We start from the raw sequence: 15,562 nt of genomic DNA, 5'->3' as shown, positions 1-15,562 counted from the left end.
TCTCGGCCGTAGCGGAACGCAGGACCAGCGCGACCATGAAGGTCGCGCGCTGACCTGGCACGCATCGCAGGTCGAGATACGGGCGAGGCCCCTGCCGATGATCGGCAGGGGCCTCGCCCGTGTGCTCGTGCGTCAGGCGCAGGGGCTGCCCGCGTCCCAGGCGCCGTGCACGTCGGTGCCGGGCTGGGACCCGGTGGTCCACCACTGCGCGGTGTAGCTCACGCCCGCGCGGGTGACGACGTCGCCCGCGGTGTAGGTGCGGCCGGCGTCCCAGGCGTCGCCGCAGGCGGGTGCCTCTCCCGCCGGGGCGGTGCCGGCACCGCCGATGGCGCGCCAGGGGCCGTTCGGCTGGCCGGGCTCCTGGTTCCGGGTCCACCAGGCGGCGCGGTACTCGACGCCGTCGTGGTAGACGACGTCGCCCTGGGTGTACACGCCCGATGCGTACCAGGGGGCCGCCGCGTCAGCGGGGACGAGCGGACCGGGGGCGGCGGTCTCGAACGTGCCCCGGAGGGTCCCGAGGAGCTCGTTGTCGTCGTCACCGGCGAGGTCCCAGAAGTAGCCGCCGCCGTAGCCGTGGGTGGCGAGGTACTCGGCCTTGGCCGTCACGGAGCGCGGGGTGTCCGCGCTCCACCACTCGCCGTCTCCGGAGAAGTAGCCCTGCCCGGCGACCTCGTCGTAGTACTCCGGGAGGCCCTTGGCCTTGATCTCGGAGTAGTAGGTGAACGGGAGGGCGCCGTCGGCCGCGGCACCGGGTGTCGGGTCGGTGACGTTCGTCCAGCCGTAGCCGTACGCGGCCATGCCGAGCACGAGCTTCTCCTTGGGCCACCCGGCGGCGTGGTACGCGCCGAGGACGCCGTCGGCGGCGAGGCCCCAGTTGGCGGGCTCGCCCGTCGTCGGGTCGTCGTAGACGTGCAGGTTGCCCTGGTGGCCGGTCCGGGTGGTGTTCCAGTCGCCGTGGTAGTCGTATCCCTGGACGTTGATGAAGTCGAGCGCCTCGACGAAGCGCGGGTCGAGCCAGCCGCCGTAGGTGCGCGGGGCCCAGCCCGCCGGTGCGAATCCGGTGATCTGGTAGTCCTCGCCCGTCTCGGCGCCGAGCTCGTCGAGCTCGGCGCGCAGGAGCTGCGCGAACCGGACGAAGTTCTCCGCGTCCTCCTCGGGTCGCGGCGTGGGGTGCTCGCCGGTCGCGCCGGGCCACTCCCAGTCGAGGTCGACGCCGCCGAAGATTCCGGCGGCGACGCCGTCGCCACCCTTGGTGCCGTTCTCCGCGTCCTGGACGACGGGCAGGTTCCCGCGGAAGTACACGTCGAGGCAGGACTCGACGAGCCGTTCGCGGTTCTCGGGCGTGGACACGGCGTCGGAGAAGTTGTCCGACCAGGTCCAGCCGCCGAGGGAGATGAGGACCTTCAGGCCCGGGTTGGCCTCCTTGAGCTTCTTGAGCTGGTGGAAGTTGCCCGCGAGCGCCTGGTCGGGGGTGTCCGCGACGCCGTCGACGGTCTGCCCGGCCGGCTTGAGCTGCACGTAGTCGTTGAGGGGGTCGCCCTCGAGCCCGCCGTCGACGGGGTCCTCCCGGTCGGTGATGTCGCAGACCAGGTCGGTCGTGACGTTGCCGAACGCGTAGTTGAGGTGCGTCAGGTCGGACGCCGCCCCGGTGGTCTGGAGGTCGGCGACCTGGTAGCCGTCCTCGTCGCCGGCGTCCCACGCGGGGTAGTAGCCGACGGTCTTGTAGCCGTTGGCGCCGTCTCCGCCGGCCGTCGCGGGTGCGGCGTGCGCCGCCCCGGCCGTGCCGGCGACGAGCGCCGCCGTCGCTGCGAAGGCGAGCCCTGCGGCTGCCGTCCTGGGGGTTCGTGTCATTCGAGAATGCCTCGCTGCTTCTCCGGGCCCGGCCACTGCGGCGGGTCGTGAAAACGCAAAAGTAACCTTCCTAAGCATTCTTGCCCAGGGGGTTCCCAGGATGCGAGAACGGCACCTCTTGCGCAGGGTCGGCCGCCGACGGTCCAGGGGGCGGTGGCGACCGCCTAGGGTTGGGGGGTGAGTGTCGTCGCCGAGCTGCGAGCGCTGCTGCGGCTGCGCGGGTTCCGCAGGCTGTTCGCCGTGCGCCTCGTCTCGCAGGCCGGGGACGGCATGTTCCAGGTCGGCCTGGCGTCGCTGCTGTTCTTCTCGCCCGAGTCGCAGGGCACCGCCGCGGCGATCGCCGGCGCGTTCGCGGTGATGCTCGCGCCGTTCACGATCGTGGGCCCGTTCGCGGGCGTGTTCCTCGACCGCTGGCAGCGCCGACAGGTGCTCGCGTGGGGCAACGCGGTGCGCGTGGTCATCACCCTGGGGATGGCGGCGCTCATGCTCTCCGGCGGGGTCAGCGGGTGGATCTACGCGCTCGGTCTCGCGGCACTCTCGGTGAACCGCTTCCTCCTCGCGGGCCTGTCCGCGGGTCTGCCACGCGTCGTCGACGGCCCGCTGCTGCTCACCGCGAACTCCTTGACCCCGACGCTGGGGGCCGGCGCGGCGTTCGTCGGCGGCGGGATCGGGTTCGTCCTGGGGCTCGCGTTCGAGCCGGGCCGGGTCAAGGACTCGTCCGCCCTCGTGTGCGCGGCGCTCGTCTTCGGGGTCGCGTCGCTGCTCGCGCTGCGCCTCGGCCGGACGCAGCTCGGCCCGGAGCGTCCCGCCGAGTCGGCGATCCGGTCGGAGATCGTCAAGGTCGCGCGCGGCCTGGCCGACGGCGCCCGCTACCTCGTCGCGCGCCGCACCCCGGGCCAGGCGCTGCTCGCGATGGCCACGCACCGCTTCCTCTACGGCGTGGTCTTCATCGCCTCGATCCTCATCGCCCGGAACCTCCTCGACGCGGGGAGCCAGACGGCGGGCATGGCGACGTTCGCGATCGTCGTCGGCCTGACGGGCCTGGGCGGTGCGGGGGCCATGGTGCTCACGCCGACGCTCTCCCGGTACACGGGCCCGCAGGTGTGGATCGCGATCATGCTGCTGCTCGCCGCAGCCAGCCAGCTCCTGCTCGTGACGACGCCGTCGCGCGCGATCGTGTACACGGGCGCCGCCTTGCTCGGGCTGGCGGCGCAGGGCACCAAGATCGCGGTGGACACGATCGTCCAGCGCGACACCGACGACGAGTTCCGCGGCCGCGCCTTCGCGTTCTACGACGTCCTGTACAACGCGGCGTTCGTCGGCGCGGCCGCCCTGGCGGCGTTCACGCTCCCCGACACGGGCTGGTCGCGCGGCGTGTTCGTCGCCCTCGCGGTCGCCTACGCGCTCGCCGCTCTCGTGATGTGGACCCGCGGGGCACGGACCCCCGCCGGGGCGGAGGACGCCGTCGGGCACGACGGCGCACGGCCGGCCTCCGAGGCCACCTCACCCGGCGAGGGCTCCGCCACCGGCGACGACGTCCCGGCCGCGCGACCGAGCGCCTGACGGGGCGCAGCCGCTCGACCGGGCTCAGCCGAGCTCGGAGGCGAAGGCCCGGAGGTCGTCGACGACGAGCTGCGGTTCCTCCAGGGCGGCGAAGTGCCCGCCGCGCGGCATCGTCGTGAACCGCCGGACGTCGAAGAACCGCTCCGCGTACTCTCGCGGCGGCTGGGAGATGTCACGCGGGAAGACGGCGAGCGCCGTCGGCACGTCGATGCGTAGCGACCAGCCGTCGTCGCCACCCTCCCCGCCCGACCAGCCGTCGTCGGCGCCTTCCCCGCCCGACCAGCCGTCGTCGGCGCCCTCTCCGTCCGACCATGCGGCGTCGCCCCCTGCCGCACTGCCCCAGTCGCCGTCGAGCCCCTCGTTGTAGAGGCGCATCGAGGAGCGGATCGAGTTGCCGAGCCAGTAGAGCATCACGTTGGTGAGCAGGTCGTCGTCCGACGGCAAGGTGTCGGAGAGGTAGCCATAGTGGTCGACGAGCCACGCGGCGAGGCCGACGGGCGAGTCGCTCAGGCCGTAGGACAGGGTGAGCGGGCGCGACGACTGGATCCCGACGTACCCGCCGTGCGTCTCGCCCCACGCGTCGACGGCGGCGAACATGGCGCGCTCCCCCTCGCTCGCGGTCCCTCGGTCGACGAGGAACAGGTTGGGGAACGGGACGTCGGTGAGGTGGAGGCCGACGACGCGGTCGGGGTGCGCACGCGCCACCTCCTGCGCGACGACACCGCCCCAGTCCCCGCCGTGCACGAGGTAGCGGTCGTAGCCGAGGCCCTCCATGAGGCTCGCGACGACCTCGGCGCTCTGGGCGCCGCTCACCGTCCCGGCCTCGGGCTGCTCCGAGAAGTCGAAACCCGGCAGGGACGGGACGACGACGTCGAACACCGCCTCGTCGGGGCCGACCGCGGGATCGCGGCCCGTGAGGCGGTCGACGACGTGCGCGAACCGGTAGAACGAGTCCGCCCAGCCGTGCAGCAGCAGGATCGCCGGCGCGTCCCGGCGTACCGCACGCTCATGGATCGCGTGGAGGTCGCGACCGTCGACCGTGGCCACGACGTGGTGGAAGCGGTTGAGACGCGCCTCCTGCGTGCGCCAGTCGTAGCCGTCGACCCAGTGCGCGGCGAGGCGGCGCATCGTCGACAGCTCGGTGCCGCGCTCCCAGCCGCGCTCCTGGAGCTCGGCGGGCCAGCGGGTGCGGGCGAGGCGCTCGTGCAGGTCGTCGAGCTCGGCCTGCGGGACGTCGATCGTGAACGCTCGGAACTCCATCAGGGCCTCCGGTGTCTGGGTGGTGGGTCCGTCTCGACGCTAGGCGGGGCAGCGGTCAGCCGCTGGCCTGTTCTCGCAGCACCTCTGCACGGTTCCCCCGCGCGGCCACGGCGTTCTGCTGTCGGCAGCACCGATGACTCCGTCGACGAAAAGAGGTCGTCACGGTCGGTGGGAATAACGCAGGATGGTGGATGGTCGTACAGGGTACGGATCGTCGTGGCGACGCCGCGCTGATCGCCCGGGGCACCTCACCTCTCCCGTGGCCCTGCCGACCGAGAACCGACACCGTCGTCGCGTGCCCTGCGCACGCGACCCCCGTGCTGCCTTGCGCAGCTTCCCCGAACCGGGTCCGACACTGAGCCCGGGCCGCCACCCGACGCGAGCGGAGACACCCCGTGACAGCCCCCTCCACCCACGACACCTCGGCACCCGTCGACCGGCTCCCCCGGGCGGACTTCCTCGTCATCGCGCTGCTGCTCGGCTCCGCGTTCGTCGTGATCCTCAACGAGACGACCATGAGCGTCGCGCTGGCGCCCCTCATGGAGGACCTCGGCATCACGGCCAGCACCGGGCAGTGGCTGACGACCGCGTTCATGCTGACGATGGCGGTCGTCATCCCGGCGACCGGGTTCCTGCTCCAGCGCCTCGGCACGCGGGGGGCCTACCTGCTCGCGATGTCGCTGTTCAGCGCCGGCACCCTGCTCGCGGCCGTCTCGCCCGGCTTCGCGTGGCTGCTCACCGGCCGCGTCGTGCAGGCCTCGGGCACGGCGATCATGATGCCGCTGCTCATGACGACGATCATGACCCTCGTCCCGCCGACGATCCGCGGCAAGGTCATGGGGAACATCTCGATCGTCATGGCTGCGGCGCCGGCGCTGGGCCCGTCCCTCTCGGGCCTCATCCTCAACTCGCTGAGCTGGCGGTGGGTGTTCGGGATCGTGCTGCCGATCGCGCTCGTCGCGCTCGTCCTCGGCTTCCTGTACATCCGGGACGTCGCTGACCGTACGCACTCGCGGCTCGACCCGTTCTCGCTCGTCCTCGCGGCGTTCGCGTTCGGTGGGCTCGTCTACGGGCTCTCGAGCATCGGCGAGGCGGCACGCCATACGCCCGTCGTCCCGCCGGCCGCGCCCATCGCCTTCGGTGCCCTTGCCCTCGGCGCGTTCGTGTGGCGCCAGCTCGTGCTCCAGCGCGAGGACCGCGCGCTGCTCGACCTCCGCGTGTTCACGCACCGCGGGTTCAGCGTGCCGCTCGGCATCATGGCGGTCGGCATGGTCGCCATGTTCGGCTCCCTCATCCTCCTGCCGCTGTTCCTCCAGGACGCGATGGGCCTCGAGCCGCTCGCGACCGGCCTCATCGTGCTCCCCGGCGGGCTCCTCATGGGTCTGCTCGGCCCGACCGTCGGCCGGCTCTACGACCGGGTGGGACCGCGCCCGCTCGTCATCCCCGGCGTGAGCGTCGTCGCCGTCGCCCTCGCCGCGTTCACGACGATCCACGCGGACTCGTCGCCGTGGTTCGTCCTGGCGCTGCACGTCACGCTGAGCCTGGGCCTCGCGTTCATGTTCACTCCGCTGTTCACGGCCGCGCTCTCGGCTCTCGAGCCGCACCAGTACTCGCACGGGTCCGCGTCGATCGGCACCGTGCAGCAGCTCGCGGGCGCCGCCGGCACGGCCATGTTCGTCGCCGTCATGACGACCCGCTCCATCGCCTACGGCGAGGCGGGCGCGTCGCCGCAGGCCGCGCTGGCCGAGGGCGTCGGCGACGCGTTCGTCTGGGGCACGGCCGTCATGCTCGTCGCCGTCGGCCTCTCGTTCCTCCTGCGCCGCCCCGCGCCGCAGGACCACGGCGCAGGCCACGGCCCCGCGCAGGACCGGACGCAGGCCGCGCCGGTCGAGGCCGCCCTGGCCACCGACGACGTCTAAGTCGTCGCCGCCCGGCGTCGACCACGACCTCACGCTCCTTCGAACACGACATGGGTGCCGTTATCGGGCTGATAACGGCACCCATGTCGTGTTCGGCGTCCTCCGCCGCGCGCCTCCTCAGGAAGTGGACTCCGGTTGGTCGGCCCACCAGGCCAGGAGGTCCGCGCGTGCGGTCTCCTCGTCGACCGGCCCGCGGTCCAGGCGCAGCTCCAGCAGGTGCTTGTACGCCCTGCCCACCACCGGTCCGGGCCGGATGCCGAGGATCGTCATGATCTGCTGGCCGTCGAGGTCCGGGCGGACGGCGTCGAGCTCCTCCTTCTCCTGGAGGTCCGCGATGCGGCGCTCGAGGTCGTCGTACGACTCGCGCAGCCGCTGCGCCTTGCGCCGGTTCCGCGTCGTGCAGTCGGCGCGCGTGAGGCGGTGCAGCCGCTCGAGCAACGGCCCGGCGTCGGTCACGTACCGGCGCACCGCGGAGTCGGTCCAGGCGCCGTCGCCGTAGCCGTGGAACCGCAGGTGCAGCTCGACGAGTCGCGCGACGTCCTTGACGACCTGCTTGTCGTACCGCAGCGCCTTGAGGCGCTTGGCGACCATCTTGGCGCCGACGACCTCGTGGTGGTGGAAGCTCACGCCTCCCCCTGCTCGAAGCGCCGCGTCGGCGGCTTGCCGACGTCGTGCAGCAGCGCGGCCAGGCGGAGCACGAGGTCGGGGGCAGGGACCACGCCGTCGGGCCCGGTCTCCTGCGCGATCGCCTGGTCGAGGACCGTGAGCGAGTGCTCGTACACGTCCTTGTGCCGGTGGTGCTCGTCGATCTCGAGCTTGAGCGCGGGGAGCTCGGGCAGCACGTGGTCGGCGAGACCCGTGTCGACGAGCACCTCGAGCCCGCGACGCGGGGACGCCGCGCACAGCAGCTTCGACAGCTCGTCCCGCACCCGTTCCGCGGACACGATCTCGATGCGCTCGGTCATGAGGACGAGCGCGGCGAGCGTCCCGCCGTCGACGTCGAACCCGAGCTGGGCCGCGAACCGGGCCGCACGCATCATGCGCAGCGGGTCGTCGTCGAACGAGCGCTCGGGGGCGATCGGCGTGCGCAGCACGCGGCGTGCGAGGTCGTCGAGGCCGTCGAACGGGTCGACGAACGTCATCTCCGGGACGCGCACCGCCATCGCGTTCACGGTGAAGTCCCGGCGCGACAGGTCGCCCTCGAGCGTGTCGCCGAACGCGACGACGGGCTTGCGCGACGTCGGGTCGTACTCGTCGGTGCGGTACGTCGTCACCTCGACGACGAGGTCGTCCCCGGGACCCCCACGACCGAAGCGCTTCGCGCCGATCGTGCCGAACTCCTTGCCGATGTCCCAGTGGGCGTCGCCCCAGCGCGCGAGGAGCGCCTCGGTCTCGTCGGGCGACGCGGACGTGGCGAAGTCGAGGTCGTTGCTCGCCCGCCCGAGGAACGCGTCGCGGACGGGCCCGCCCACGAGCGCGAGCTCGTGACCGGCGGCGCGGAACGCCTCGCCGAGCTCGATCGCCGCGGGTGCCATCTCGGTGAGCACGGTGAGAGCGCGGCGCTGGAGCTCGAGCGACTGCGACGTCGGCGGGGGCGACGGTTGGGGCGACGAAGGCTGGGGCACGACACCCAAGCCTGCCAGATACGACGCCCGCACCGGGGAGCCGGTCCCGGGGAGCCGACGTCCACTCGGTAAAGTTGGGACATGTCCACCCCTGCGCACGCCGACGAGCCCCGGAGGGATCCGGCGGGCGGGCGTGACAGCGGTCGCGGGCAGCCCCTCCCGGTCCCCGCCCCGCCCGGCGGGCACGCGCTGCGCATCGACCCGCGCTCGCGCCCGGCGCCCGCGCCGCCGCCGCTGCCCGTGGTCGACGAGGTCTCGGCCGGCGGGCTCGTCATCACGGTCGCGGGCGGCGACCTCTGCGCGGCGATCATCGCCCGCCGCAACCGGGGAGGACGTCTCGAGTGGTGCCTGCCCAAGGGCCACCTCGAGGGCGACGAGACGCCGGAGCAGGCCGCGGTCCGTGAGATCGCGGAGGAGACGGGCATCCAGGGGGCCGTGCAGGAGCCGCTGGGCGTCATCGACTACTGGTTCACGGGCGACGACCGCCGCGTGCACAAGGTCGTCCACCACTTCCTCCTGCGCGCGACGGGCGGCTACCTCACGGTCGAGGGCGACCCGGACGGCGAGGCCGAGGACGTCGCGTGGATCCCCGTGGTGGACCTCCCCGACCGGCTCGCCTACCCCAACGAGCGCCGGATCGCCGCCGTCGCGCACAGCGTCCTCGAGGGCAGGCCGGCGCGGTTCCACGGGGTGGTCGAGAGTAGGGTGACCCGGACGATCGTCCGCTCGCCCGGCCGTCCGCACGACGGCCGCGGCGGCCCGGCACCGCCCGCCCCACGGAGCTCGACCGACCACTCATGACGCCCTCCCCCAGCAGCGGCGCGCGCCCCGGCGGCGCCGCGTCGGCCCCGCTCGTCGGCAGGTCCGCTCGCCTCCTCGTCGCACTGGTCGCCCTGCTGGTCCTCGCCGTCTCCGTCGTCCTCGGCGGTGCCGTCGCGGCGGTGGGTGCGGCAGCGAGCACGACGACGAGCACCTCGACGAGCACGACGGCCGAGACCGAGGACGCGGTCACGCTCGAGGTCTCGTCGCTCCAGCCGACCGTCCTCGGTCCGGGCGACACGCTCACCGTGACCGCGCGCGTGACCAACGGGACGGCGGAGACGCTCGGGGCGCCCATGGTGGCGCTCGGCATCGACCGGCGGGTGCTGAGCACCCGGTCGGCGCTCGAGAGCTGGACGACGATCGGGCTCGACGGTCGCGTCGGGGTCCGCGTCACCGGCGAGGACCTCGGGGCTCTCGCGCCGGGTGCGACGGTGGAGACGACGCTCACCGTCCCGGTCGCGGAGCTCGACCTGCACGCGGGCAGCGACTGGGGCCCGCGCGGCATCTCCCTCACGGTGTCCGACGGCGGCGCACGCCAGGCCGTCCAGCGCACCTTCGTCCTGTGGGAGCCGTCGGGCGAGGTGACCCCGCTGCGTCTGAGCGTGGTGGCCGCCATGACCGGGCCGCCGGTGGACCCCGACCCCCAGGCGTACGACGACGCGCTCTCGGCCGCGGTGGCGACGGACGGTCACCTCGGGCGTCTGCTCGCGGCGACCGGTGACGCTCCGGAGGTCGCGTGGGTCGCCGACCCGGCCCTGCTCGCCGCGGCGACGGGAGCCGGCGACCCGGCCGTGAACGCCTGGGCCGACGCCGTGAGGGCCGCCGCCGCGGGCCGTTCGGCGTTCGCGCTACGCGCGTACGACCCGGACGTCGCGGCGTTCGCGCACGCCGGTCTCGCGCTGCCGGAGGGGACCCCGCTCCCGGCCGTGCCCGAGCCGACGACCGACGACCAGTCGACCGACGACGAGACCAGCGGCGACGCGACCACCGGCGATGCGACGGGCGACGGCGGGGCGACGGACGACGACGCGGCCGCCACGGACGAGACGTCCGGCGCGGCCACCGCGTCCGACCCGACGGCGGCGTGGCGGACCGACCTCGCCTGGCCGGGCGACGCCGTCCCCGACCTGGCCACGACGACGCTCGCCGCGGCGTCGGGCGCGACCGCGACCGTCGTCGGTCCCGGTGGGCTCGTCCCGGACGAGTCGCTGACCTACACGCCGTCCGGCGTCGCCGAGGTCGCGACGGCCGCCGGACCCGTGAAGGCGCTCGTCGCGGACGCCGTGCTGACCGCTCTCCTCTCGGCCGGCGACGGCTCGGGCGTCACGGCGACGCAGCGGATCCTCGCCGAGACGGCCGTGATCGCCCGCGAGCGCCCGGCGGAGCAGCGCCACGTCGTCATCGCCCTCCCCCGGAGCTGGGAGGCCGAGCCGACGCTCTTCACGGCACGGCTCGACGCCCTCCGCGCGGCTCCCTGGGTCGACCTGGCCCCGGTGGACGACCTCCTGGCGTCCGCGCCGTCCGCCGTCGAGCGCACGGCGCTGCCGGCCGACGTCGCCGGCGAGGGGGAGATCACCGTCGCCCAGCTCCGTGCTCTCGACCGGTCGCGCGCGGACCTCGCCGCGTTCGCGACCGTCGGCGCCGACCCCACGACGATCACGCGCCCGCTCGAGCCCGGCTTCGTCACCCCGACCGCCGTCGCGTTCCGCGCCGCGCAGCCGTCGCGCGTGCTCGCCGTCCAGCACGCCGAGCAACGGTCCGCCGCCGTCCGGGGCACGCTCTCGGTGGAGACGCGCGCTCCGTTCCTCTTCGTGGCCGAGCAGGAGGACCTGCCCGTCCGGGTGCGCAGCGTCCTGGAGCAGGAGGCCACGGTCGAGGTCGTGCTGCGGCCGGACGACCCGCGACTGCGCGCACCGGAGCGCCGGACCGTGACGATCCCGGCCGCCACCCGGGACGCCGACGGCGACCTGGTCGCGGCCGAGACGAGCGTCGGGGTGCCCGTCGAAGCGTTCGGGAGCGGGAACGTCACGGTGGAGGTCGAGCTCGTCAGCGCGGCGCAGCCCCAGGTCCGCGTCGCGGAGCCGCAGGAGTTCGTCGTGCGCGTGCGCGCCGACTGGGAGTCGGTGGGCACCGTGGTCGTGGCGGTGCTCCTGGCCCTCGCCCTGGTGGCGGGAATCTGGCGCACGGTGCGCCGCGGCCGCTCGCCCCGCCGTCTGGCGGGCGCCACGGTGGACCAGCCGGCACCGCCCGCGCAGGACCCGACGCCGCCTGCTCAACCCGCCCCTCGGGACGAGGAGCGCGTCGAGTGAGCCCCGAGCAGCCCCGGCACGTCCGGCCCCCGGGCGCCGGGCACGGCACGCGTCCCGGCACGACGCGCGACGTCGTCCCGACCGGGGCGCTCCCGGGCGACCCGGCGGCGTCGGGCACCCCGGACGAGACCGCCGAGGCCGGTGCCACGGAGGCGCCCGCCCCCCGCACGGGCGGGCTCGGCCGCTCGTCGGCGCTCATGGCGTCGGGCACGTTCGTCTCGCGCGGCCTCGGGCTCGTCCGCAACGTCCTCCTCGTGGCCGCGATCGGGACCACGGGCCTGGTCGCGGACGCGTTCGACGTCGCGAACAAGATCCCCAACGTCCTCTTCGCGATCCTCGCGGGCGGCGTCCTCAACGCCGTCCTCGTGCCGCAGATCGTCCGCGCCTACCGTGCGCGCAACACCCAGGAGCGGCTCGACAAGCTGCTCACGCTCTCCGGCGTCGTGCTGATCGCGCTCTCGGCGCTGCTCACGGCGGGGTCGAGCATCCTCGTCGCGCTCTACACCGGTCCCGGCTGGACGGCACCGCAGACGTCGCTCGCCGTCGCCTTCGCCTTCTGGTGCACGCCGCAGCTCTTCTTCTACGGGCTGTACACGCTCCTCGGTCAGGTGCTCAACGCGCGGGGCCAGTTCGGTCCCTTCATGTGGGCACCGGTGCTGAACAACGTCGTGTCGATCGCCGGGTTCGCGGCGTTCATCGCGATCTACGGTCCCGCGGCCACGGGGAACGTCGACGACCTCACGCAGTGGGACGGGCCCAAGATCGCGCTGCTGGCCGGCACCGCGACGCTCGGTGTCGCGGCGCAGGCGCTCATCCTCGTCGTCCCGCTGTGGCGGGCCGGCTTCCGCTGGCACCTGCGGTTCGGCCTGCACGGCATCGGCCTGCGCTCCGCCGGCCAGGTCGCGTTGTGGACGTTCGCCGCCGTCCTCCTCGAGCAGGTCGGGGTCCTGTTCACCACACGCTTCGCGAGCGAGGCGCCCCGCGCGGCGCTCGCGCAGACGTTCGGGCCCTACCGTGACGACCCCGGGACCCTCGGCGCCGTCACCGGGCTGATCACGGGCGCACCCGACGCGTTCTCGGGAGCCCTGGCGGTGGCGGGCAACGCCGCCTACACGCAGGCGCTCATGATCTACCTGCTGCCCCACTCGCTCGTGACCGTCTCGATCGCGACGGCGCTCTTCACGGGCATGAGCGCAGCGGCCCACGCGGGCGACCTCGCGCGCGTCCGGCACGACCTCTCGCGCGGCGTGCGCACCGTCGGGGTCTTCACCGTCTTCGCGACCGTCGTGCTGGTCGTCCTCGCGCTGCCGATCACCAAGCTGCTCGTCCCCTCCGTCGACGCCGCGTCCGGCGAGGCCGTCTCCGAGGTGCTGCGCGCCATGGCGCTCGGGCTCGTCCCCCTGGGCGGCATGGTGCTCATGAAGTGGGTCTACTACGCGTTCGAGGACGGCCGGACCGTCTTCTGGATCCAGGTGCCGGGCACGCTCGTGCTCGTCGGCGTGTCCTGGCTCGCGACGCAGGTGCTGGCTCCCCAGCTCTGGGTCGTGGGCATCGGCCTCGCGATGAGCGTGTCCAACCTCGTGGCCGTCGCGCTGCGCACCGTCGGGCTACGACGCACGCTCCGGGGGCTCGACGGCGCCCGGATCCTGCGCCTGCACGTCAAGGCCGGGATCGCGGCTCTCGTCAGCGGCGTCGCGGGCTGGGGCGTCCTGCGCGGGTTCGTCGTCCTCACCGGCGACGGCCCGGACGGCATCTACGGGCTCTCGTGGTGGCAGGCCGTCGTCGTGGTGTCCGTCGCCGGGGCCGTGATGACGGCCGTCTACGCGGGCGGGCTCAAGCTCATGCGCGTACGCGAGCTCGACCAGCTCGCCGGTCCCATCGTGGGTCGCGTCCGCCGGCTCGTGCGGCGGTGAGCGGCGCGCGGCCCGCGGGCCCCAATCGGGTGATACAAGGGCAATCAGGGCCCGCGTACCATGGTGTGTCGACCACGAGTCCCACGGAGGAGGTCCGGTGAACGGCGTGGCCCCAGGAACACTGCTCGTCGCGCGCTACCGGCTCGACGAGCAGCTCACGTCCGACCTGTCGGACGTCACCGCATGGTCGGCGCACGACCAGATCCTCGACCGGCCGGTCCGGATCTCGTTGGTCTCCGGACCGCACGTCGCCGAAGCCCTCGACTCCGCCCGGCGCGCCGCGCTCGTCGTCGACCCGCGCCTGACGCGCGTCCTCGACGTCGGGGCGGAGGACGGCGCCGCGTACGTCGTAACCGAGCGGTACACGGGCATCACGCTGAGCGAGGTCGTCGCGGGCGGCATCGTCGACCCGCAGCAGGCGCGCGCGATCGTCGGCGAGGCCGCGGCCGCGCTCGAGGTCGCCCAGCGGCGCGGGGTCCACCACCTCGCGCTCCGGCCCGACGCGCTCCGCGTCGACGGCAGCCGGGTCCTCGTCACGGGTCTCGGACTCGACGCCGGCGTGGCGGGCCACGACCAGCACGACGCCGACCTGACGTCGCGCACCGACGCCGTCGGGCTCGTCGCGCTCCTCTACTACGCGATGACGGCGCGCTGGGCCGGGCCGTCCCTGGACGTCTCGTGGATCGCCCCCGACGCCATCCACCCCCTTCCCGCACAGCGCGCGAGCGACGGGGTCCTCCCGCTCTCCGCCGTCCGCCCGGACGTCCCCGCGGAGCTGGACGCGCTCTGCGCCCAGGCTTTCGCGGGGACCCGCGGCACGGTCGAGGAGTGGACGGCGCCGCCCGCCGGCGACGCGCCCCGCTCCCCCGCCGACGTCGTCGGCGCGGTCGAGCCCTGGGGGGAGGTCTCGGTCGTCGCGGCCCTGCCCTCGTTCGTGCAGCCCGCGACGGCAGGCGTGAGCCGCCAGTCCGTCCGCACGGCGTTCGACGGCGCGACGAGCGCGCCCCCGGGGACGCCGCCGCCCGCACCGCCGGTCCGACGCCCGACGACGGGACGCATCCACCGCGTGGGAGACGTGCCGGGCTCCGCCGGTCCGGGCATCGCGTACGCCGCCGGCGTCGCCACGGGCGCCACGGCAGCGGTCCCGCCGCCCGCGCCGGACCCGGCGACCGCGGCGTACGCGGTCCCCCCGCCCCCCGTGGGCTACGACACCGGGGCCGTGCCCGCCCAGTACGCGGCCGCACCGCCGTCCGTACCCCCGACCACGGAGGCGCCGCAGGCCTGGAGCGAGCCCGCGCCACGCCGGCGCGGACCCCGCCGGTTCAACGCCACCCCGATCGTCCTCGTGCTCGTCCTGGGCCTCGTCGTGTGGGGCGTCGTGTGGGCGGTGAACACCGCGTTCGACGGGTTCGGACCTGCGCTCCAGACGAGCGAGGAACCGACCGGCGAGGGGTCGCAGGCTCCGTCCGAGGGCGGAGAGGGCACCACGGACGGCGAGCAGGCACCTGCGCCGACGGAGGTCCGGCCCGTGATCGCCTCGGGCCAGGCCCTGGACCCCGAGGGCGACGCCTCGGGCAACAACGACGGCGAGCACCCCGAGCTCGCGCCGCTCGCCTACGACCAGCAGCCCGACACGACCTGGATCTCGCGCCGGTACAACGCGGCGGACTTCGCGGGCCTGCGCTCGGGGATCGGGTTCGCCGTCACGCTCGAGGAGAAGGCGCCCGTCTCGACGGTCGTCATCGACACGGCGGTGACCGGCGGCAACGTCGAGATCCGGGCGACGAGCCCGGACGCCCCCACCGAGGGCACCGTCCTCGCGAAGGGACCGCTGTCGCCCGGTGCGGAGTTCACGTTCGACCAGCCGGTCGAGGCGGAGTCGATCGTGCTGTGGTTCACCGAGCTGCCGCAGAACCCGGCCGGTGAGTTCCGCGCGGAGATCAACGAGATCCTCGTCTCCTGACGCTCCCGAGACGGGGGACGCCGGATCCATGGCCTGGCCGTCGCCGTCCCGCGGTGCGTGGACGGCACGCGCGCCGTGCGCCGGGTCCCCGTAGCGTGGCGAACACCCGTACCGTGGAACAGAAGCCGCCCCGGCGGCGTTCACACTCTCGCGTGGTCGGCCGCCACGCACCGAGCATCGAGGAGAGCACGTGACCGAGCAGTCTGCCGTCCAGAACCTGATCGTCGTCGGGTCCGGTCCCGCGGGGTACACCGCGGCGATCTACGCGGCGCGTGCGGGCCTGGCCCCGCTCGTGCTCGCGGGCTCCGTGACCGCCGGCGGTGCGCTGATGAACACC

At 74.1% G+C, this 15,562-nt stretch carries 9 protein-coding genes and 1 pseudogene; 7 read left to right on the top strand and 3 right to left on the bottom strand.

Translation table 11 applies throughout. The annotated features are described in order from the left end of the window. Positions 1 to 132: 132 nt before the first annotated feature. Positions 133 to 1,851, bottom strand: coding sequence for a glycosyl hydrolase family 18 protein (locus tag CCE02nite_RS19655; protein ID WP_141391281.1), 1,719 nt, complete (start codon positions 1,849 to 1,851; stop codon positions 133 to 135). Positions 1,852 to 2,028: 177 nt separating this feature from the next. Here CCE02nite_RS19655 and CCE02nite_RS19650 point away from each other — a divergent pair, with 177 nt between their 5' ends. Then, entirely contained in the window at positions 2,029 to 3,414 is a 1,386-nt protein-coding gene (locus tag CCE02nite_RS19650; protein WP_255318998.1) for an MFS transporter, read from the top strand. Positions 3,415 to 3,438: 24 nt separating this feature from the next. On the opposite strand, the gene CCE02nite_RS19645 is transcribed toward CCE02nite_RS19650, so the two are convergent. Continuing rightward, entirely contained in the window at positions 3,439 to 4,674 is a 1,236-nt protein-coding gene (locus tag CCE02nite_RS19645) for an epoxide hydrolase family protein (protein WP_141391280.1), read from the bottom strand. A 395-nt stretch (positions 4,675 to 5,069) separates the two neighbouring features. Between CCE02nite_RS19645 and CCE02nite_RS19640 the strand changes: the two genes are divergently transcribed. Then, the gene (locus CCE02nite_RS19640) at positions 5,070 to 6,593 is read left to right on the top strand and encodes an MDR family MFS transporter (RefSeq protein ID WP_141391279.1); all 1,524 of its coding nucleotides are present in this window, start codon (positions 5,070 to 5,072) and stop codon (positions 6,591 to 6,593) included. 117 nt (positions 6,594 to 6,710) lie between these two features. Here CCE02nite_RS19640 and CCE02nite_RS19635 read toward each other — a convergent pair. Beyond that, a pseudogene (locus CCE02nite_RS19635) lies at positions 6,711 to 8,128 on the bottom strand (CCA tRNA nucleotidyltransferase). A gap of 171 nt (positions 8,129 to 8,299) precedes the next feature. Between CCE02nite_RS19635 and CCE02nite_RS19630 the strand changes: the two are divergent. From CCE02nite_RS19630 to CCE02nite_RS21145, 5 genes are all read left to right on the top strand, one after another. Then, on the top strand, positions 8,300 to 9,019 hold the full coding sequence (locus CCE02nite_RS19630) for an NUDIX hydrolase (protein WP_141391278.1): 720 nt from the start codon (positions 8,300 to 8,302) through the stop codon (positions 9,017 to 9,019). Beyond that, entirely contained in the window at positions 9,016 to 11,349 is a 2,334-nt protein-coding gene (locus CCE02nite_RS19625; RefSeq protein WP_141391277.1) for a DUF6049 family protein, read from the top strand. The genes CCE02nite_RS19630 and CCE02nite_RS19625 overlap by 4 nt, the downstream gene beginning before the upstream one ends. Continuing rightward, a complete protein-coding gene (gene murJ / locus CCE02nite_RS19620; protein ID WP_308463707.1) occupies positions 11,346 to 13,262 on the top strand; it encodes a murein biosynthesis integral membrane protein MurJ in 1,917 nt (638 codons plus the stop codon). Before CCE02nite_RS19625 ends, murJ begins: the two co-directional genes overlap by 4 nt. A gap of 97 nt (positions 13,263 to 13,359) precedes the next feature. Continuing rightward, the gene (locus tag CCE02nite_RS19615) at positions 13,360 to 15,225 is read left to right on the top strand and encodes a protein kinase family protein (RefSeq protein WP_141391276.1); all 1,866 of its coding nucleotides are present in this window, start codon (positions 13,360 to 13,362) and stop codon (positions 15,223 to 15,225) included. A gap of 190 nt (positions 15,226 to 15,415) precedes the next feature. Next, a partial coding sequence (locus CCE02nite_RS21145) for an FAD-binding protein (RefSeq protein WP_141391275.1) occupies positions 15,416 to 15,562 on the top strand: 147 nt, incomplete at its 3' end.

It is taken from the genome of Cellulosimicrobium cellulans (genome assembly GCF_006539945.1).
In the GTDB taxonomy this organism is placed as follows: domain Bacteria; phylum Actinomycetota; class Actinomycetes; order Actinomycetales; family Cellulomonadaceae; genus Cellulosimicrobium; species Cellulosimicrobium cellulans.
Note: the sequence above shows the minus strand (reverse complement) of the source record. Positions and strands in the feature narration are given on the sequence as shown.